The 18,880-nt window shown below is 73.2% G+C and carries 11 protein-coding genes, 1 tRNA gene and 1 pseudogene; 8 read left to right on the top strand and 5 right to left on the bottom strand.

Annotation, left to right across the window (positions count from 1 at the left end):
* Positions 1-158 precede the first annotated feature (158 nt).
* The 4 genes from IO40_RS36535 to IO40_RS0131205 all read right to left on the bottom strand — a co-directional run bounded on the left by IO40_RS36535 (position 159) and on the right by IO40_RS0131205 (position 4,573).
* Complete coding sequence (locus IO40_RS36535) at positions 159-347, bottom strand: hypothetical protein (protein ID WP_234315584.1); 189 nt, start codon at positions 345-347, stop codon at positions 159-161.
* 370 nt (positions 348-717) lie between these two features.
* Positions 718-1,902 carry a helix-turn-helix domain-containing protein gene (locus tag IO40_RS0131215; RefSeq protein WP_030407614.1) on the bottom strand — a complete coding sequence of 395 codons (1,185 nt, stop codon included), beginning with the start codon at positions 1,900-1,902 and terminating at the stop codon, positions 718-720.
* Positions 1,903-1,981: 79 nt separating this feature from the next.
* Complete coding sequence (locus IO40_RS0131210) at positions 1,982-2,617, bottom strand: HAD family hydrolase (RefSeq protein WP_030407613.1); 636 nt, start codon at positions 2,615-2,617, stop codon at positions 1,982-1,984.
* 1,880 nt (positions 2,618-4,497) lie between these two features.
* Positions 4,498-4,573, bottom strand: a tRNA-Arg gene (locus IO40_RS0131205).
* A gap of 352 nt (positions 4,574-4,925) precedes the next feature.
* Between IO40_RS0131205 and IO40_RS38335 the strand changes: the two genes are divergently transcribed.
* From IO40_RS38335 to IO40_RS0131175, 6 genes and pseudogenes are all read left to right on the top strand, one after another.
* Positions 4,926-7,052, top strand: coding sequence for an ATP-binding protein (locus tag IO40_RS38335; RefSeq protein WP_418952610.1), 2,127 nt, complete (start codon positions 4,926-4,928; stop codon positions 7,050-7,052).
* A 1,742-nt stretch (positions 7,053-8,794) separates the two neighbouring features.
* Positions 8,795-10,282: pseudogene (locus IO40_RS39985) on the top strand (GTPase); the annotation flags it as partial.
* A gap of 1,646 nt (positions 10,283-11,928) precedes the next feature.
* Positions 11,929-12,498 carry a single-stranded DNA-binding protein gene (locus IO40_RS34365; RefSeq protein ID WP_016469026.1) on the top strand — a complete coding sequence of 190 codons (570 nt, stop codon included), beginning with the start codon at positions 11,929-11,931 and terminating at the stop codon, positions 12,496-12,498.
* 425 nt (positions 12,499-12,923) lie between these two features.
* Positions 12,924-14,330 (top strand): MBL fold metallo-hydrolase, encoded by a 1,407-nt coding sequence (locus IO40_RS0131185; RefSeq protein WP_016469025.1) that lies wholly within the window; start codon positions 12,924-12,926, stop codon positions 14,328-14,330.
* Between the two features lie 405 nt (positions 14,331-14,735).
* On the top strand, positions 14,736-15,152 hold the full coding sequence (locus tag IO40_RS0131180) for a rhodanese-like domain-containing protein (RefSeq protein ID WP_016469024.1): 417 nt from the start codon (positions 14,736-14,738) through the stop codon (positions 15,150-15,152).
* Positions 15,149-15,913 (top strand): sulfite exporter TauE/SafE family protein, encoded by a 765-nt coding sequence (locus tag IO40_RS0131175; RefSeq protein ID WP_031176581.1) that lies wholly within the window; start codon positions 15,149-15,151, stop codon positions 15,911-15,913. Before IO40_RS0131180 ends, IO40_RS0131175 begins: the two co-directional genes overlap by 4 nt.
* A gap of 135 nt (positions 15,914-16,048) precedes the next feature.
* Here IO40_RS0131175 and IO40_RS0131170 read toward each other — a convergent pair whose 3' ends face one another.
* The gene (locus IO40_RS0131170) at positions 16,049-16,330 is read right to left on the bottom strand and encodes a metal-sensitive transcriptional regulator (protein ID WP_016469022.1); all 282 of its coding nucleotides are present in this window, start codon (positions 16,328-16,330) and stop codon (positions 16,049-16,051) included.
* Between the two features lie 77 nt (positions 16,331-16,407).
* Between IO40_RS0131170 and IO40_RS0131165 the strand changes: the two genes are divergently transcribed.
* The gene (locus IO40_RS0131165; RefSeq protein WP_031176580.1) at positions 16,408-17,004 is read left to right on the top strand and encodes a rhodanese-like domain-containing protein; all 597 of its coding nucleotides are present in this window, start codon (positions 16,408-16,410) and stop codon (positions 17,002-17,004) included.
* Positions 17,005-17,289: 285 nt separating this feature from the next.
* Positions 17,290-18,780: a thioester domain-containing protein gene (locus IO40_RS0131160; RefSeq protein ID WP_031176579.1), complete on the top strand. Its 1,491-nt coding sequence runs from the start codon at positions 17,290-17,292 to the stop codon at positions 18,778-18,780.
* Positions 18,781-18,880: the final 100 nt, after the last annotated feature.

Genomic DNA, 18,880 nt, shown 5'->3' with positions numbered 1-18,880 from the left:
GCGGGATCAGGCTTTGTCACGGCCCCGCTCCTTCGTGCAGCGCGGGCACCGGCACGGCGGGCACGGCACCCACACCGGAGGTGACCCCTCGCCCTTCACCGTGCGCTCACGAGTCCACGTACGGCCCGAGTCCCGCGAGACGCGGATCGTCATACGGCTCACGACCGGGCACCCCCGCGCAACTGCCGGTAGAGCGCGTCCCGTTCCCACTGGATGCCGCACACCTGGGCGTCGTAGGCGGCACGCTCCTCCTCGGTGGCCGGGCGCAGGTCGCCGGGGGCGGCGGTCCACGCGTAACCGGTGGGGGTGATCAGCAGCACTGTTCCGTCGCGGTGCGTCTGTCGCACTCTCCCCACCCAGGGCGGGGCGGGCGGCACCGCAGTGGAGTGGTCAACGACGTAGTCGCCCCGCTGAGGCATCTGCGCTCTCACTGGATTGCCCCCGCGCTGGAATGCTTTTCGCCGGCAACCACAGACCAAGAGAGAGCCCGCCCCTGATGAGTAACCGAGACTTCCCCAACAGGAAAGAGGTCTCCGTTCAACGCGCCGCACTCTATGCGCGCTTCACTGTGAAGGTGGGCGATGCTGATCGCTGGCCTGTCAGCACCTCGTCTCGACGCTGCCTGGTGCATACCGCAGTCCCATCTGCCAACCATTCCGGTCACTCAGATGGTGCAGGGCGGAGAGCGCCACAACTGCCACAGCTTGTAGCAGCCGGTTACACCGCTTGGCACCAACCCGCGTAGTTGGACAGGTCTTCCCGATCGGCACGCTTCAGACGGCGCAGCGTGGCGATGTCCTCGCGCACCCACCGATGCTCCCTGGTGTGCTGGGGCGCGATCCGACGAGCCACCTTCAGCGACTCAAAGGCGTGATCCGGCTGGCCTGCCCACAATTGAGCACGGCCGAGCTCGATGTAGAAGCCCGAGCGGCGTTCAGCAGAAAGAGTCCGCGGCGGCGCCCACTCGTGCGCGATATCCAGGGCCCTCTGGAGGTGCCGGCCACCGAGGCTGACCGCCAGCGACACCTCGTGGATGCGGATCGACGACGGGCCGAACACGGTGCCCTCGTAGATGCCTTCCGGGACTTGATCGCCGCAGCGACGGGCCTCATCGATGTGCATCAGCGCGGCGTCCTCACATCCAGCCCGGCCGGCGATGACAGCCGCGCGCATGTGCAGAGTGCCGCGGGCAGCTACCTCGGCCCGACCGGGCGTGACCGGAGCGGAGTCCAGCGCCCGTTCCAGGGCGCGCAAGCCGGGATCGTGCGCCTCGGCGGCGAAGAACGTCTCGGTGCGCACGTAGGCCACCGTCGCGTCGAGGAGTGGATCTTCTGCGCCCGTAGCAGCCCATCGCATGAGCTCGACGAGCCGTGCCGACAAGTCCCGGTAGCCGAACTTGTAGGCCACCGCGTCAGCAGCGCGGTAGGCAGCCACAAGCAACTGCGCGACCTCCCGACGCTCAGCACCGTCCCGGACCCCGTCGAGTGCACGAGCCAACTCGTCCAGCAGGCTCGGGATTCCGCGGGCGATCCGCAGATACTGGGCCCCGACCCGCCAGGTGACAGCTTCCTCCACTGCTGCACGAAGCTCGTGAAGAGGGCGCACCGGCCCGTCCTGGGGCATGTCATAGGCGGCGATCACGCGGGAAAGTTCGGGGATCTCGTCATGCACCCGCGAATCGGTATTGCCGTGGTTCCCCAGCAGCCGTGCGGGGTCCACGCCCAAAACTGCGGCGAGCGCGTCGAGCACCGAGTCCCCGGGCATCCGTGCACCACGCTCGATTGCGCGAACCATGCTGTACGAGACACCCGAAGCGTCGGCCAGTTCCTTTTGCGTCATGCGAGCGAGTTGACGAGCAGCAGCAATGCTCTCCCCGACCCTGGAGCGCGGGTCTACGGGCATACAGGAACTCCGTTCTGTGCAGCCACATAGAACGGTAACGCGTGGGCCCCCTCGGGGCGTGGCTTCGACGGGGCCCCACCTATGAGGTCAAGACACGGAGCAGGTCGAAGATGCTGTCGACGCGGAACTCGGGTGCGGGGTCGGTTGCATCGAACCACAGATGCCCCCACGGTCCTCGGCGCAGCAGGCAGGTACGCAACCCCGCTGTTGCTGCCGGGACGATGTCGTTGGCCGGGTGGTCACCGACGTACAGGGTCTCTGCTGGCTGGCTGCCCGCAGTTTCCAGAACGCGGGCGAAGAATGCAGGGGCAGGCTTGGCACAGCCCCACTCGCCCGACGTGGACACGGTTTCGACCGGCAGGTTCAGGGCTCGCAGAAGGTCACCCGCGCGAGCGGTCTGGTTCCCCGCGATGTGGACCCGGTATCCGGCATCGCGGAGCGCGGCAAGGCCAGAGCGGACGTCGGAATAAAGGTCGGAGTCGTCGAGGATCTCGCCCGCTCCTGCTGCCTCCATCGCAGCACGTTCGGTATCGACGTCAATGCCTGGACGAAGAAGTCTGATGGCGTTCGCGTTGTCTCGACCCTGGGCGACGACGGCGCCGACGAGGGCGGAGAGGGTGTGCCGGGGGACGTTGAGCCAGTCGGCCCAGCGGCCCCAGTAGCGGTCGTCCCGCACCAGGGTTTCGCCGACGTCGAAGACGATGTCAGTAATCATCCTGGCCAGCCTAGGGGGCGTCGATGGTCCAGCGGCTGGGGCTCCCGAGATGCGGCGGCTGCCGACTGGCCGCACGGCGATGTCATGGCTGCACCGATCGTGGTCTACCCGCCCGACGAGGACGGCGGACGCCGCGCCGCGCCGGATGCGCGATTCCCGGCGGCACCTACAGCACGGGCGACGCCGCCCGATAAATAGGCCGCCCGCTCCTGAGCCGGCAGCTTCGGCGCAGGCGGGGCGGATCGGCGTCCGGGGCTGCCTTGTCCAACCCGCAGGCGCCTCCGCGACGTGACGTCCGACGCGCATACCCATGGGTTGCCGCGCCAGGCGAAACGGAACGCGTCTCGTTCGCTCCTACCGGCCGAATGCGGCCAGCTCCACGAGCAGCTGCGCCATAGCCACCAGCAGCGCCCACCGGCACCAGTCCACACGGCGTCGGTCCGCGCCCAGCTACCCACCTCCATGATCCGTTCCCGGGACCGTAGAACGGGGCGCGAGGTACCCGGAGCGGGGTACCCACAGGCAGGCCGGATCGTCATACCGGAGGCTCACCCTTTGGATGAAGGGCTCGTCGGACTGGAGGCTGACCAGCCCTCGCAGTGGCCCAGCTGACACCCTTCGGCAGGGTTTCGACTCCTAATGGGAGAACGCCCGGAAGGTCCGAGTCGTGGGAAGTGGTTAAAATCAGCCCTCGACTGGCGAAACGCTGCTGGTCAGCCTCTGTGCTCCCCGCACGCGCGGGGTTGGTCCCCGGTGCCGCTGGAGCTGCTGTTGCCGCTGCCGGTGCTCCCCGCACGCGCGGGGTTGGTCCCCGGATTCGCCGCTTCCCCAACGGCATGAGCTTGTGCTCCCCGCACGCGCGGGGTTGGTCCCGTTGATCGTCGGACAGTCCGGACAGTTTTGGGGTGCTCCCCGCACGCGCGGGGTTGGTCCCGCCTGACGCCTGGTCAGAACCGCAACTGTCCAGTGCTCCCCGCACGCGCGGGGTTGGCCCCAGGTTCCGGACGTCCGCGTCGGTGATGGTGAAGTGCCGCCTGTCCCCGCATAGTGGCCCCGCCGGCACCACTCGGCGGGGCCATCCACATGGTCGGTGCGCTCCAGCACCACGTCCAAGCGCCCGCCCAGCCGCGCGAAACCTGCCTCGGTCACGCCGCGCAGGTGCTCCAGCTCGACGGCGACCGTCGCCTCTTCCGGTACCCGCATTCCTTCTGCTCGCAGAGCCGAAAGCAACTGCGTCCTGAACGGCACGTGCACGGGGGCGCTCGTCGCCGCTGACGACGGAGGTGACTGGCGCCGCTCGCTGGTGGCCGCGTGCACCGAGCACGGTTCGGGGATCGGCACCCCGGCCCTGTGGGAGGTGGCCGCGTCAGCGACCTGCGGCCCGCCGGCTTGCACTTTCCCGAAGGAACGCAGGGGAACGTGGCGGAGGGGCGCGTGCAGGGGCCGTCTTTCGGCGAGCTGTGGGACGGAGTGCGGGAGGCGGTCCTGGTGCCGTGCATGTGTGAATTGTCAGTTCGTCGGTGCGTGTGACTGTCGTCACATATGTCTAACCGAATGGCTGAATCGAGGAGCCCCGCCTGCCGCCCCCCTGCTGCGCCCGATGTCACGCAGCAGGAGGCGGCAGGCGGACTGCTGGGCACCTCTTCGAGCCGTCTGCTACCCGCCGGTGGGGCCACTTCCGCGTGCCGGGTCGGCTTCCTCGGAGAGGTGCGGACGGGGAGCGACCGGGGGTGCACAGGGGGCAGGTGCCCGTGGAGGCCCGGTTGTGGCCGGTGCCGGCCGGGCTTCGGCGTTCGTCGAGGTGTCCTCGTGTGCAGCGTTCAGTGCGGGTGGAACCCGCTCCGAACTGCTGGAACGCGGCCCGGCCGATGGTGGGCCGGTGGCGCCCCCGGCAGGACTCGAACCTGCGGCCAAGCGCTTAGAAGGCGCCTGCTCTATCCACTGAGCTACGGGGGCCGGTCTCCGTTGCGGTGGGCGAGCTCGCCGCCCCCGGAGTGACCACGGCGGGGTCAAGGATAGGGGGACGGGTGGCTCGTCCTGCTTGCTTCACGTCCGCGACGCCTTGTGGAGGTTCCGTGAAGCGGTCCCGATAATCGCAGGCTGGTGCGATTCATGCAGCGGTTTTGGCGGCGCGCGGTGCGGGTGTTGCGCAGTCGTTATGGGTGCGGCCGGGTGGCAGCTGGTACATGCGGTGCGAATGGGGCAAAAGAGCCCATCGGTCACCGAAAGCGTCTATTTTCCCCGCCCTTGCCCGCGAATACGCTTCAAAAGTGGAGCAAAATTGGGCATTCTGCCCCATGTGGCGATCTTGGACGTACGGCTTGAACTGCTGAGCGCGCTCACCGCACTGCGCGAGCGCGTGGCTGCCGCGCGCTTCCCCCTTCCGTTGCCGGGCGCCGAACGTGCCCGCCGTTCGCGGGACGAGCTGCTCGATCAGCTCGACGACTACCTCGTCCCGCGCGTCCGCACCCCCGAGGCACCGCTGCTCGCGGTGATCGGCGGTTCCACGGGCGCGGGCAAGTCGACGCTGGTCAACTCGCTGGTGGGGCGCCGGGTCAGTGAGGCGGGCGTACTGCGGCCCACGACACGCACCCCCGTGCTGGTCTGCCATCCGGACGACCGGCCTTGGTTCGTCGGCCCCCGCGTACTGCCCCGCCTGGAGCGGGTGTGGGTGCCCAGACAGGACCCGCCCGGCACCCACGAGCCGGGCAGAAGCGGCTCCGGCCGGCCCGCCGCCGCCCGCGACGCGGCCGAGGACTGGGGATCCGGGCCGGGCCTCCCCGGCGACCGGGACGGCACCCGGAACGGCGGCCACGCCGGCCGCAGCCGCCGGTGGGGCCCCGACCACGCCCAGGGCCGTCCCCCGGCCGGGCACTGGGACCCCGGGCACGGCAACGGCTGGGAACCCGACCCCGGCCCCCGGAACGGCCCCGGTCACGCCCCCGCCTGGCACCCGGGCCCAGGAGGGGAGTGGGACGGCGGCCGGGGGACGGAGTGGGGCTCCGGTTCCGGAACCGCTTGGGACCCCCGTGCCGGCGCGGAGTGGGACACCGGCGCGGAATGGGACACCGACTGGGACGCCGACCGTGATGAACCACGGAACGCCCTGCGCATCGAGACCGACAGCGGACTGCCGCCCGGCCTCGCCCTCCTCGACGCCCCCGACGTCGACTCCCTCGTCGCCCACAACCGCGACCTGGCGGCCGAACTGATCTGCGCCGCCGACATCTGGGTACTCGTCACCACCGCGGCCCGCTACGGCGACGCCGTGCCCTGGCACCTGCTGCGCAGCGCCAAGGAGTACGACGTCACCCTCGCGACCGTCCTGGACCGCGTACCGCACCAGGTGGCCCCCGAGGTCGCGGCCCAGTACGCGCTGCTGCTGGAGCAGGAGGGCCTCGGCGACGTGCCCCGCTTCACCGTCCCCGAGCTGCCCGAATCGGCGGGCGGCTCCGGACTGCTCCCCGTCTCCGCCGTCAGCGGGCTGCGCGACTGGCTGGAGAGCCGCGCCGCCGATGCCGAGACCAGGTACGCCGCCGCCACCCGCACGGCGGCCGGGGCACTGGCCTCGCTCCGCCCCCGCGTCGCCGCCCTCGCCGCCGCCTCCGCCGCCCAGCACGCGGCGGCGACACGCCTCGCACAGCAGGTGGAGAACGCCTACGAGTCGGCGGGCAACCGGCTGCGCGCCCGTATCGCCGAAGGCGAGCTGCTGGCCGGTGACGCCGCCGAACACTGGCGCTGCTTCCCCGCCGACAGCGACGGCGAAGAACTGTTCGACGCCTTCGCCGACGGACTCGCCGCCCTGCTGACCGGCGCCGTCGCCGCCGCCGACGAACGCGTCGCCGAACTCCGACGCGCCACCCCGCACCTCGACCGGTGCGTCCCGCCCGCCGCGTACGACGGGACCGAACGCGGCGAGGCGGCCGGCCGGATCGGCGTCATGGTGCGCCGCTGGCGCCGCTGCGTCGAAGAACTCGCCGACGAGGAGGCACGCGCTGCGGGCCGCGCCGCCGCCCCCGACGGCGACACGGAACACGTCGCAGGGCTCGTCGCAGCCGCCCTCCTGGGCGGCCCGCACACCGACGGCGCGGACGACGCCCTGGCCGACCTGCTCGGCGACGAGAGCGCCGACGAACTGCGCACCCAGTGCGCCGACCTGCTGGACGCGTGCATCGACCGGATCCTGTGCGGCGAACGCGATCTGCGCCTCGCACCGCTGGAGGAGTTCCGCACCGGCCCCGAACCGCAGGTGGAACTGGTCGCCGCGTTCTCCGCACTGGAAAAACTCGACACCAGCCGGCGGCTGCGCCCGCCCCACCGGCCGTACGGGGCACAGACCCCGGACGTGCCGCCCAGTGATCTCCCGCCGACCCGCACCCCGCTCGGCCTGCACCACAGCACGCGCGGCCTCCAAAGCGCGCACACGGAGAGGTGACCGCAGTGACCACCACCGACGCCACCGCCGGCAGCGCCGGAGGCCCGGGCGAGCCGCCCGAGCGCTGGACCGGCAACTGGCCCGACGCCTGGACCGACCCCGTCGACGGCCAGCTCGAACTCGACCTCACCGAGCCGCCGGCGCCGGACCAGCAGTCGTCTGCCGACCCGCGTCCGTCGTCGGAGCAGCCTTTGTCGTCCGGCGAGCGGCTGTCTGCCGACCAGCCCTTGCCGTCCGGCGAGCACTTGGTTGCCGGCCAGCCCGTGTCGTCCGGCGAGCACTTGGCTGCGGACCAGTCCTTGTCGTCCGGCGAGCACTTGGCTGCCGGACAGCCCGTGTCGTCCGGCGAGTACCTGGCTGCCGACCCGCCTCTGTCGTCGGGCCAGTCTTTGTCCGCCGGCCAGCACCTCTCGCCTGACCGGTCCCTGTCGTCCGGTCAGCCCCTGCCGCCGGATCCGTCCGTGTCGCCGGATCGGTCCTTGCCGCAGCCCCTGTCGTCGGAGCGGCTTCTGTCGTCCGGCGAGCCCCTGTCGTCGGATCAGCCTCCGTCGTCGGACCGGCACCTGGCTGCTGGCCCGTCCCTGCCGTCCGGTCAGTCATTGGCGTCCGGTCAGCCTCGGTCGTACGGCCAGCACCTGCCGCCGGGTGCGGCTGTGGGCGCGACCCCCGCCGTGTCGGCGAGCGCTCCGGAAGACGCGGGCGACTCGCCTGTCGCGCGCCGCTCGGACAGTGAGGGGCACAGCACGGGAGCCGAGAGCAACCCCATGGGGGCTGCTGGAGCAGTGCACAGCAGTGGAACGGCCGTGCCGGCCAGTGCGCCGGTTTCGCCCGGCCCTGATGGTGGGGCCCGCTCGACCCCCGGGAGTGAAACGGCCGTGTCCGAGCGGGACGCCGTTGCGGATACGACAGTGACGGACAGGCCCCGCGTTGACCGTCCGGCTGACATGAGTCACCGCACCGATGCGGACGAGGGCACAGGGCCCACCAAGACGCCTGCGGGAGCGGCGGACGGCACGTGCGTCGGCGACGTCCCGGACGCCGGAGAAACGGCGCACAGGGCGGGCAGCGCGGACGGTGGGCAGAGCCCGGACAGCGGAGAAACCGCTGACAGGGCGGACAGCGGCGAATCGTCCGCTGAGGCGTCACCGCGTCCTGTGGTGCACGTACCGCACCAGCAGGCGGAGGCCGCGGCGAACGCGGTACCACGTCCCACGGGGGACGACAGCGCGCAGGAGAGCCCCTCCGAACAGGAGCGCGCGGCCGGGAGTGAGCACCTTCCCGAAGGGGACCGGGCAGCCACGCAGGGGCGCACTCCCGAGCAGGGGCGGGTCCCGGAGCAGGAACGGGAGCACGCGCACGCCTGCGCGACCGAGCCGGAGTTCGTCTGGGACGACGGCATCATCGCGCGCCGGGCCCGCGTGGACCGTACGGCGCCCGCCGAGCACGGTGGCCGGCGGGAGTCCGAGGCGGAGCCCTGGACGCCCGGCCCGCGCAGCCACTCCCCGGGCGAGGAGGGGCCGGAGCGTACTGCCGACCGCCCGGTCACCGGTTCCGGGTTCGCGCCTCCATGGCGCAGCACCGTCTGGCCGGAGGACCCGTACTCCGGGGAGGGCCCCGGCGGCCCGTCGGCGGATCCGGAAGGCGCCGACGGCACTGCCGTCCAGCAGCCCGTTGAGGCGGAGGCCGTGGAGAAGGCCACCGCTCCGGAGGAGCAGCAGGACCCCGTCGCCGTCCATGACGACGTGCAGCATGACGACGCGCAGACCGCGCAGGAGGGCGCCCGGGACGCCGTAAGGGAGGCCGCGCAGTACGCCGCCCGGGACACCGGCGCGGACGCCGCGCGGGAGGCAGACCAGGACGCAGGCCGGGACGCTGACCGGGACGCGGACCGGGACGCGGACCGGGACGACGTGTGGCGGGACGCCGAACGTGACATCTGGCGGGACGTCGGCACGGACGCCCAGCGGGACGCGCGCCGGGACGAAGGAGAGCACCGGCTGCGGCAGCGGCTCGGTGCGCTGCGGGAGCTCGTCGGACTGTCCCACACCCGGCTCGACCCCGAGGTGCTGGCCGAGGCGGGCCGCGTGCTGGACGAGGCGACGGCCCGCAGGGGGCTGCCCCGTGCGTACACCACCGTCGCCGTGGCGGGCGCCACCGGGAGCGGGAAGTCCTCGCTGTTCAACGCTCTGACCGGGGCGCGTCTCTCCGAAGTCGGCATGCGCCGGCCGACCACCGCCGCCCCGGTGGCGTGCACCTGGGAAGCGGGCCGGGACAGCGACGGCGGTCCCGACGGGCTCCTCGACCGGCTCGGCATCCCGCAGCACGCCCGTCACCGCACTCGGGACAGCGCCCTGGGCGGCCTCGTCCTGATCGACCTGCCCGACCTCGACTCGGTCGCACCGGGCCACCGCGAACAGGTGGACCGGCTGCTGGAACTGGTCGACGCCGTCGTGTGGGTCGTCGACCCGGAGAAGTACGCGGACGCCGTCCTGCACGAGGACTACCTGCGCCGGCTGGCCGGACACGCGGAGGTCACCTTCGTCGTCCTCAACCAGATCGACCGGCTCACCCGGGACGGTGTGGACGCGGTCCTGCACGACCTGCGCCGCCTGCTGGACGAGGACGGTATGGCACTGGGCGAGCACGGCGAACCCGGTGCCGTCGTGCTGTCCGCGTCCGCTCTCACCTACGAGGGCATCGACGTCCTGCGCGAGGAACTGGGCGAGTTCGTCGCCCAGCGGCGCGCCGCCGTCCTGCGGCTGACCGCCGACCTGGACGGGGCCATGGAACGGCTGCGCCCCGTCTACGCCGACCCCGGGCCCGGCGCGGTGGACGGCCCGGCCGGACTGACCGAGACCGCCCGCGAGGACTTCGAGGACCGGCTGGCGCTCGCCGTCGGTGCCGCCGCGGCCGGTCAGGCGGCCGAACGCGCCTGGCTGCGCCAGGCCGAACGCTCCGCCGGCACTCCCTGGGTGCGCGCCTTGCGCTGGTACACCTCCCGGCCGGGCAGCGACCGCGACGAGGCGGTCGGCGAGACGGTCACGGGCGCGCCCGTCCGGCGCCCCCGTGAGACGCTCCAGCAGCCGCGTGCCGCGCGCCCGATGGTCGCCCAGGCGGTGCGTGAACTGGCCGACGCGGCAGCCGCCGGGCTCCCCGGCGCCTGGGCCCGCACCGTCCGCGAGTCCGCACGGCGCGGTGCGGCGGGCCTGCCGGAGGCGCTGGACGAGGTCATGGCCGTCTGCGCGTCCGGCGCCGACGCCGCCCTCACGTCCCCGAAGGCGGCGGCCGACACCGGGGGGACGGCCGCCGGCCGGACGACGGAGACGGGGCCGGTGCCGACGCCGGCATCGGTCCCGCCTCCGGCCCCGGCCTCGGGGCCGGAGGCGGGGACCGGGCGGGGTTCGGGGCCGGTCGCTACGGGAGAGCCGATGTCGGTCCCGGCGCCCGGATCGGAGTCGAAGTCCGCTACGGGGTCGAGGGCGCGGTCGGTGTTCCGGTTCCTGTCCCGGTCCAAGGCCCGGTCCGCCTCAGCCCCTGCTTCCGCTTCCGCTTCTGCGTCCGCGTCCGCGTCGGCTCCCGGCTCCGCATCCGCTGCCGCTTCAGTGCTTGCGCCCGTGCCGGGACTCTCCTCCGCTTCCGGAGCGGGCGCTATGGCGGTGCCGGCGCAGGGGCCCGTGCCCGGCGCCGGACCGGACGGAGGGGCGCCGGGAAGCAGGTATCCGGCCGGCGGGACCGGCGGAGCGGAGGCGGTGGGCGGGCGCACGCCTTCGGCCGTCTCGGCCGATCCGTACGCATCCCCGGTCGTACGGGGTCCGGCTGAGCCCGGAGTGTCGGGCGCGCCCGCTGCGCCGCGAGCCGAGGAAGGGCAGGCGGCAGCACCGGACGCGGCCGGGCCCGGGGCCGGGAGCGGTGCGTCCGGCGGAACGGGGCCGGGCGGGCGCGGGGTGCGGGTGCCACGGCCGCCGTGGCACGCCGCGGTGCTGCTGGGACAGTGGCTGTTCCTCGTGCTGCAAGGGGCGAGTGCGGCGTGGGCGGTGACAGTCGCGGTGATGGCCGGCGGCGTCACGCAGGCCCTGGCGCTGCCCGTCGCCGCGCTGGTCGCGGCCACCCTCGCCGGCCCCGTACTGGCCTGGGGCTGCCGCCGAGCCGCCCGCGGCCCCGCCCGCGCCTACGGGCTGGACGCCGAGCGCAGGCTGCGCGGGCTCGCCGCCTGCTGCGGCCGGACCCGGGTGCTGGAGCCGGTGGCGGCCGAGCTGCTGCGCTACCGCGAGGTGCGCGAGCAGTTCGCCGTCGCGGCCGGGGGACCCGTCCTCGGCACCGTCTCGGACCCGGCCGTGGGGACCGGCGTGGACGCGACCTTCGGGGCCGGCTCCGAGCTGGGACAGGGGGCCGTTCCGGGCGGGGAGTACGGAACTGTTCCGGGCGCGGAGTTCGCCGCCGATTTCGACGCGGTACCGGGCCGGACGTCCTCCGTGGTCGCGCCGGGCACGGCGCCCGGCGCGCACCCGGCCCCGGACCCGAACGCGCCGAACCCGGACGTGCCGAACGTGCCGAACCTGGACGCGAACCCGGACGTGAACGCGGGTGTGGGTGCGAACGCGGGCGCGGATGCGCAGGCGGCCCGTGGGGCGGATGCGGTGACGGATGTGCCCGCGGGTGCGGGGCGCGGCGCTGACGCGGGCGGCAGGCCGGTGGGGGCCATGTGACCCGTCCCCCACACAGGTGAGCGAGTTATGCACAACTGCTGAGTTATCCACAGATTCGGAGCGTTTTTCCCACGCGCCGCCCTCGGCGTCCACGCTGGTTCCCGGACGCAGACAAGCAGCGGCGGACAGCCGCACTCAGCGGCAGTCAGCCGCGTCACGGGGTGGTTCGGATGAACGAGACGCATGTCACGGTGATGGGGAACGTGGCGACGAAGATCGACCACTGGATGTCGCCTTCGGGTGTGCCCGTCGCCCGGTTCCGGCTGGCCAGTACGGTGCGGCGCTTCGACAAGCGGGAAGAGCGCTGGGCGGACGCGGGCACCAGTTTCTACACGGTGTGGGCCTGGCGGTCGCTCGCCACCAATGTCGCCTCCTCGGTGGCGCGTGGCGAGCCCGTCATCGTCCGCGGCCAGCTGCGCATCGTGGAGGACGAACGCGACGGCAGGCGCTATCTGACGGCGGACCTGATGGCCTCCACGGTGGGGCACGACCTCACACGCGGTACGGCCGCGTTCGTCCGGGTGGCCCGCGCTCAGTCCGGCCCGCACCTCACTCACGGTCCCGCGCCTGCCTGGCCCCCGGCGGAGGCACACGATGCCGCGCCGTTCGGCCCCTCGGGCGGCGGGGGAGCGGGCACGCCCGATGCCGCACCGGTGGCAGCGGCCGTCGCCGTGTCCGCCCCCGGCGCGGGCACGGACGACGACGAACCCGGTCCGGAGCCGCTCGGTACGCCCCGGTAGCGGCCGGCCACCGCACCCCCGCCCCTGCTCCGGGCCCTGCCTTCGGTCCTGCCGTCTGGTTCGGGTGCGGTCGCCGGCCTGAGCCCGCCCCGGGGGCGCGGGTCGCGGATCGCTGGGCTCGCCCCTGCTTGCCGAGCCCGAGCCCGTGCCGGTGCCCGTGCCTGGGCCCGTGCCCGCGCCCGAGCCCGCGCCTGGGCCCGCGCCCGTGCCTGGGCCTGTGCCCTGCGCCTGGGCCTGGGGTGGGGGTCGGCACGGGCACGCTCGCGGGGTCCGGTCTCGTGCTGGCGGGCCCCGGAGCAGGGGTGATGCCTTCGGTGGAGAGGTGCGGCCCCATGCCTCGGCGGAATACCCCCCGGGGTACATCTGTTAGCGTGGGAAGTGGCGATCGATACCCCGGGGGGTACGCAGATCAGGGAGGAGTCATCGTGTTCTTCGTCGACACGCTGAAGTTCGAGGGACTGGGCAACCGCAGCTATCTGGCGGGAGGCCCCGGCACGGCGGTGGTGGTGGATCCGCCCCGGGACATCGACCAGGTCCTCACGGCCGCGGCGCGGCGCGGGGTACGCCTCGCGTACGTGGTCGAGACCCACCTGCACAACGACTACGTCAGCGGGGGTCTCCAGCTCGCCCGCCTCACCGGCGCCGAGTACCTCGTCCCGGCGGGGGCACCGGTCGCCTTCCGCCGTACCGCGATCGCCGACGGGGACACCGTCGCGGTGGACGAGGGCTTGGTACTGCGGGCTGTGGCCACCCCGGGTCACACCCCTCACCACACCTCCTACGTGCTGGAGGAGCAGGGCCGGGCGGTGGCGGCGTTCACCGGCGGTTCGCTGCTGATCGGCACGGTCGGCCGGCCGGACCTGGTGGAGCCGCGGCTGACCGAGCAGTTGGCCCGCGCCCAGCACGCCTCCGCACACCGCCTCGCCGACGAACTGGACGACGAGGTACGGGTACTGCCCACGCACGGGTTCGGCAGCTTCTGCGCCTCCACCCAGGCCGCGGGCGAAACGACGACCATCGGCGCGGAACGCGAACAGAACGACGCGCTGACCAAGGACGTGGACACCTTCGTCGCCGAGGTGCTGGCGGGGCTGGACGACATACCCGCGTACTACGCCCACATGGGGCCCGCCAACGCCGCCGGACCCGCCCCCGTCGACCTCACCGAGCCCGAGCCGGCCGACGCCGCACAGATCGCCGACCGGCTGGCGGCCGGTGAGTGGGTGGTGGACCTGCGCAACCGGGTCGCCTTCGCGGAGGGCCACGTGGCCGGGTCGTTCAACTTCGAGGCCGAGGGGCAGCTCGCGACGTACCTGGCGTGGCTGATCCCGTGGGGCAAGCCCGTCACGCTGCTGGGGGAGACGCCCGAGCAGATCGCCTCGGCGCAGCGTGAGCTGGCCCGGGTGGGTATCGACCGTCCCGCTGCCGCAGCCAGCGGTGATCCGGCCGCCTGGGTCCGTGAGGGCGAACAGCTCGCTGCCTTCCCGCGCGCTCGCTTCGCCGACCTGGCCGCGGAACGCCACAGCGGTGCGCAGGTGGTGGTGCTGGATGTACGGCGCACCTCCGAACGCCGCGCCGGTTACGTCGAGGGTTCGGTGCACATACCGCTCCACGAGCTGCCCGGACGCCTCCGTGAGGTGCCGGACGGGGTGGTGTGGGTGCACTGCGCCGGCGGCATGCGCGCGGCGATCGCGGCGTCGATGCTGGACGCCGCCGGCCGCGAGGTGGTCGCGGTCGACGACGGCTTCGGCTCCGCCACCGACGCCGGCCTCACCCTCATACGCCCCGACGGAACCGAGGGCGGGGGAGCGTCCACCCGCACCACGACGTGACGGCTCCGGCCGGCCATGTGAAGACCCCGCCCGGCAACTGCCCGCCCGGCGACTGCGGGTCAGGCAGGGCGAAGCACAACCGGCGCCGCGCCGAACACAATTCGAGCCGAACACAATTCGAGTCGAACGGAACCCGAGTCGAACGGAACCCGAGCCGAACGGCATCGAGCTGAACCGCAATCCGAGCCGAACGCGATTCGGGCTGCGCCGCACGCAACGGGTGGCGTGCCACGCACGGTCCGCGCCGTGCCAAGCGCGATCCGCGCCGTGTCACGCACGACACTCGCCGTGCCACATGAGCCGGTGCCATGCCCTGTGCGGCGCGCCCGCGCCACGTACGAGCCGAGCCGCATAACGGGCGCCCCGCGCTGTACCGACCGCACCACGACCAGAGGAGACCGCACCATGTTTCCGCCGTCCCCACCGACCCTACCGACCCCGCCCTCTCCGCCGACGCCACCGTCCTCGCGTTCCCTTCGTGGTGCCGATCGGCTCGGTCCCGCCCAGGCCCACCGGAGGGCAGTCGACGGCCAGGCCGTCCTGCTCGATGTGCGGGAGGAGGACGAGTGGGACGCCGGTCATGCGCCCGGGGCGCTGCATCTGCCGCTCAGCCGTCTGAAGGCGGGAGCCGCTCTGCCGGCGGCTGCGCGGGGCAAGCCGGTGGTGGCTGTCTGCCGCTCCGGTCACCGTTCCCAGGAGGCGGCGGAGCTGCTGGCGGGCCGGGGGATCGAGGCCACGGATGTCGCCGGCGGTATGACCGCGTGGGCTCGTGAGGGCTTGCCGGTCACCGGGGGGAGCGGCGGCAGCGGTGTCATAGCGTGAGCGCGCTGGTCCTCGCGCTGGTCGCCGGAGGCGTGGTCGGGCTGGCGCTCGGGGCTCTCGGCGGGGGCGGCAGTGTCCTGGCGGTGCCCGCGCTGATCTACCTGCTCGGCTTCACCCCGGCCGCGGCCACCACCGCCAGCCTGATCGTCGTCACCGCCACCTCGCTCACGGCCCTGTACGCCCATGCCCGGGCCGGCAAGGTGCGCTGGAAAGCGGGTGCCCTCTTCGCGGCGGCGGGTCTCCTGCCCGCCGCCGCGGCCGGAGCTGTCGCGGCCCGCCTTCCTCAGCCGGTGCTGACCTGTGCGTTCGCCGTCGTCGCCGGGTTCGCCGCGGTCAGGATGCTGCGTTCCGGGCGGGCCGGTGACGGCGCCGGCGAGGAGCCGGGGGCGGCGGTGGTGCGGCCGGTCAAGGCGGCCGGTACCGGGGCGGGGCTGGGGGCGCTGACCGGGCTGCTCGGGGTCGGTGGGGGCTTCCTCGTCGTTCCCGCGCTGGTCACGGTGCTGGCGTTCGAGATGCAGGCCGCCGTGGGCACGAGTCTGCTGGTGGTCTCGGCGAACTCCCTCGCCTCCCTGGCCACTCGTGGTGCGACCGCGCACGGCCTGGACTGGGCGCTGATCGCACCGTTCGCCGGGGCCGCGATCCTCGGCGGCTGGGACGGCAGACGCCTGGCCGCCAAGGTCACCGGCACGCTGCTGCGGCGGATCTTCACCGTCCTGCTGCTGGCCGTGGCCGCCTTCATGCTCGTGGACGCTCTCATATGAGCCGGACAACGGGCCGCAGGGCCCCCGGCCCGTGGCCGCTGCCCCGCCCCGGGCGCGGCGGCCATCACCCGGAGCGTTCTGGTCGAGTCCCAAGCCAGAGACTGGTCGAGTCTCAAGCCAGAGACTGGTCGAGTCTCAAGCCAGAGAAAGGAAGAGCTTCTCCAGACGGGCGCGCATCTGCTCCCGGTCCTCGGAAGCCGCCATGTCCGTATCGGTCAGGCAGTGCTGGAGGCCCGTCGCGATGATCGCGAACCCTGCCCTGTCCAGGGCGCGGGACGCCGCTGCGAGCTGGGTGACCACGTCCTCGCAGTCCCGCCCCTCCTCGATCATCTTGATCACCCCGGCGATCTGGCCCTGCGCCCTGCGCAGCCGGTTGACCGCCGTCTTCAGTTCCTCAGCCGCCATCGACAGTTCCACAGCCCACACTCCTTCGTAGATACCCCCACGGGTATCCTACCGAAGCGGTGAACCGACCGATCCAAGGAAGCATTCCCGTGACCCCCACCACTCCTTCCCCCGCCCCCACCCCTCCCGGCACGGCCCTCACCGCCGACGAGGCGCACGCGCGTCTCGGCGAACTGACCGTCGTCGACGTGCGCACTCCCGGCGAGTACGCCTCCGGTCATCTGCCGGGTGCGCACAACATCCCGCTCGGCCGGCTGGACGAGGCGCTGCCCGCCCTGCGAACAGCGGCCGGACGCGGCGCCCTCCTGGTCGTCTGCGCCTCCGGTGCGCGCTCCGCGCAGGCCGTCGAACGCCTGGCGGCGCAGGGTGTCCCCGCCGCCACCCTCACTGGCGGCACCACCGCCTGGAGCGGGCTCGGCCACGAACTCGACCGCACCACCGGGGGCCGTACGCCCTGGCCCATGGAGCGCCAGGTCCGTCTCGCGGCCGGCTCCCTCGTGCTGTCCGGGCTGCTCCTGGGGCGGCGCCGGGCGCGGGCGCGGTGGATATCGGCGGGTGTCGCCGGCGGGCTGGTCTTCTCCGCACTCACCGGCACCTGCGGCATGGCCAAGGTGCTCGCCATGCTCCCCCACAACCAGCCCCGGGCCACTGATCTGGAGGCCACCATCGCCGCCCTCAACGGCTGACGGCACCGGCCGCGTGCTCCCGTCCGGAACGGGCCGGTCGATGCGCCGGTCGATGTGCCGGACGGGAGCGACCCAGGTCAACGCGGTGCGTCGTGATCGTCCCGGTCCGCCGGATTCGCTGATAACGATTGCGAGTCGGAATGTGTGACGACGGTGAATCATGGGGACCGCACGCTGTTGATCTTCTTACGATCCCACGCGTACTGACCGGGGGGTACGAGCTTTGCGGCAGACCGGCGGACGCGGGCGACGCGGGCCCGCGCGCGCTGCCAAGAGGGGAAGACCATGACTTCTGTACGCGCGCGGGCGGCCCGCCGTCTCACGGTCGTCGCGGCGGCCACCGGGCTGTGCGCGGTGAGTGCGGCGATGAGCGCGCCGCACGCGACCGCACGGCCGCATGCGGGCGGTCCCACGCACCTGGGCGCGCCCGCCGGCGGGCTGCCCGAGGAGCGCAGCGGGGCCACCGCCACCCTCAACGGGCTGACCACCCACGACGAGGCGGTCGTCACCGTGGACGGCGAGCGGCAGAAGATCGGCGCGGGACTCTTCGAGATGACCGTCGAGGGCGGCGGCACGCTCCAGACCTACGGGATCGACGCGCTCAACCCGGCGCAGGCGCAGTCGCGTTACGCGGAAGGGGAGTGGAAGTCCTCACCGCTGTCCGGCAATCCCAACGCGGGGAAGATCCGCTGGGTCGTGGAGCACTCCTATCCGCGCCGGAACGACCTGGAGGCGCTGGCCGAAGCCGCCGGGGCCAAACGCCTCACGCCGGAGACGGCCGCGGCCGGCACGCAGGTCGCCATCTGGCGGTTCGCCGAGAAGGGGGCGCGGGGAGACGGGCGCGGCGAGGCCCGGGGCACGGCGCCACGCAAGCGCCCCGTCATCACCGCCACCGACCCGGCCGCGCAGAAGCTGGCCGCCTACCTGGTGAAGAAGGCACGCTCCGTCGCCGAACCGCGGGCGTCCCTCGCGTTCGACCGGGCGGAGGTGTCGGGCCGCAGCGGTGAGCGCACCGCCCCGGTCACGGTCCGCACCACCGCCTCCGAGGTCACCGTCGCTCCGGGGCCGCGTGCCAGATCCGCCGGGGTGAAGGTCGTCGACGCGAAGGGCAAGCAGGTCCGCTCCGCCCGTAACGGGACCAAACTGTTCTTCGACGTGCCCAAGGAGGCGGACTTCGGTGCCGCCTCGCTGACGGCGCAGGCGGCGGCCAAGGTGCCGGTGGGCCGGGTCCTCACCGGGCTCGGCGAACGGGGCCGCAGCCAGGCGCAGATCCTGGCCGGCTCCAGCCAGTCGACGGTCTCGGCCACGGCCGTCGTCAACTGGGCCGAGCGCGGCCCGGTGCCCGCGGCGACCGCGCGTGAGAACTGCGCGGGCCACGGGGTCGACGTCACCGTCACCAACGGCGCCGACGCCGTATTCCCGCTGCGGGTCGGCAAACAGCGCCAGGTGATCGCCGAGGGGGAGCGCGGCACGGTGACCGTGCCGGTCGAGGAGGACCAGCCGTACCGCATACCCGTGCACGGGCCGCACGGGTACGTCAAGACCTTCAGCGGGGTCCTCGACTGCACCACGACGGCGTCGCTGGGGACCGTCACCCAGCAGAGCGCGCCGCTGACCGCCGAGCGTCCCGCGACGGTCGGCGGCGGTACCGCCGCCGCGGCCGAGGGCGACCTGGCCCAGACGGGCAGCGGCAACACGCGGCTGATCGCGGCGCTGGCCATCGGGTTCGTCGCCGTCGGCGTCACAACGCTGCGGGCGCTGCGCCGCCGCAGCTGAGACCGGCGCCGGTGGTGCCCCCTGGTGCGGGTGGTGCCTCCTGGTGCCCCCTGGCGTCGTCCGGTGCCGGTGTGCCGGTGGTGCCGTTTGGTCCCGGTGG

This window comes from Streptomyces albus subsp. albus (assembly GCF_000725885.1).
Taxonomy (GTDB): domain Bacteria; phylum Actinomycetota; class Actinomycetes; order Streptomycetales; family Streptomycetaceae; genus Streptomyces; species Streptomyces albus.
Note: the sequence above shows the minus strand (reverse complement) of the source record. Positions and strands in the feature narration are given on the sequence as shown.

What these genes read in the sequence shown, in the direction of transcription:
- IO40_RS0131215 (WP_030407614.1), bottom strand. Translation starts at nt 1,902, where the DNA reads ATGCCCGTAGACCCGCGCTCCAGGGTCGGGGAGAGCATTGCTGCTGCT.
- IO40_RS0131210 (WP_030407613.1), bottom strand. Translation starts at nt 2,617, where the DNA reads ATGATTACTGACATCGTCTTCGACGTCGGCGAAACCCTGGTGCGGGAC.
- IO40_RS34365 (WP_016469026.1), top strand. Translation starts at nt 11,929, where the DNA reads ATGAACGAGACGCATGTCACGGTGATGGGGAACGTGGCGACGAAGATC.
- IO40_RS0131180 (WP_016469024.1), top strand. Translation starts at nt 14,736, where the DNA reads ATGTTTCCGCCGTCCCCACCGACCCTACCGACCCCGCCCTCTCCGCCG.
- IO40_RS0131160 (WP_031176579.1), top strand. Translation starts at nt 17,290, where the DNA reads ATGACTTCTGTACGCGCGCGGGCGGCCCGCCGTCTCACGGTCGTCGCG.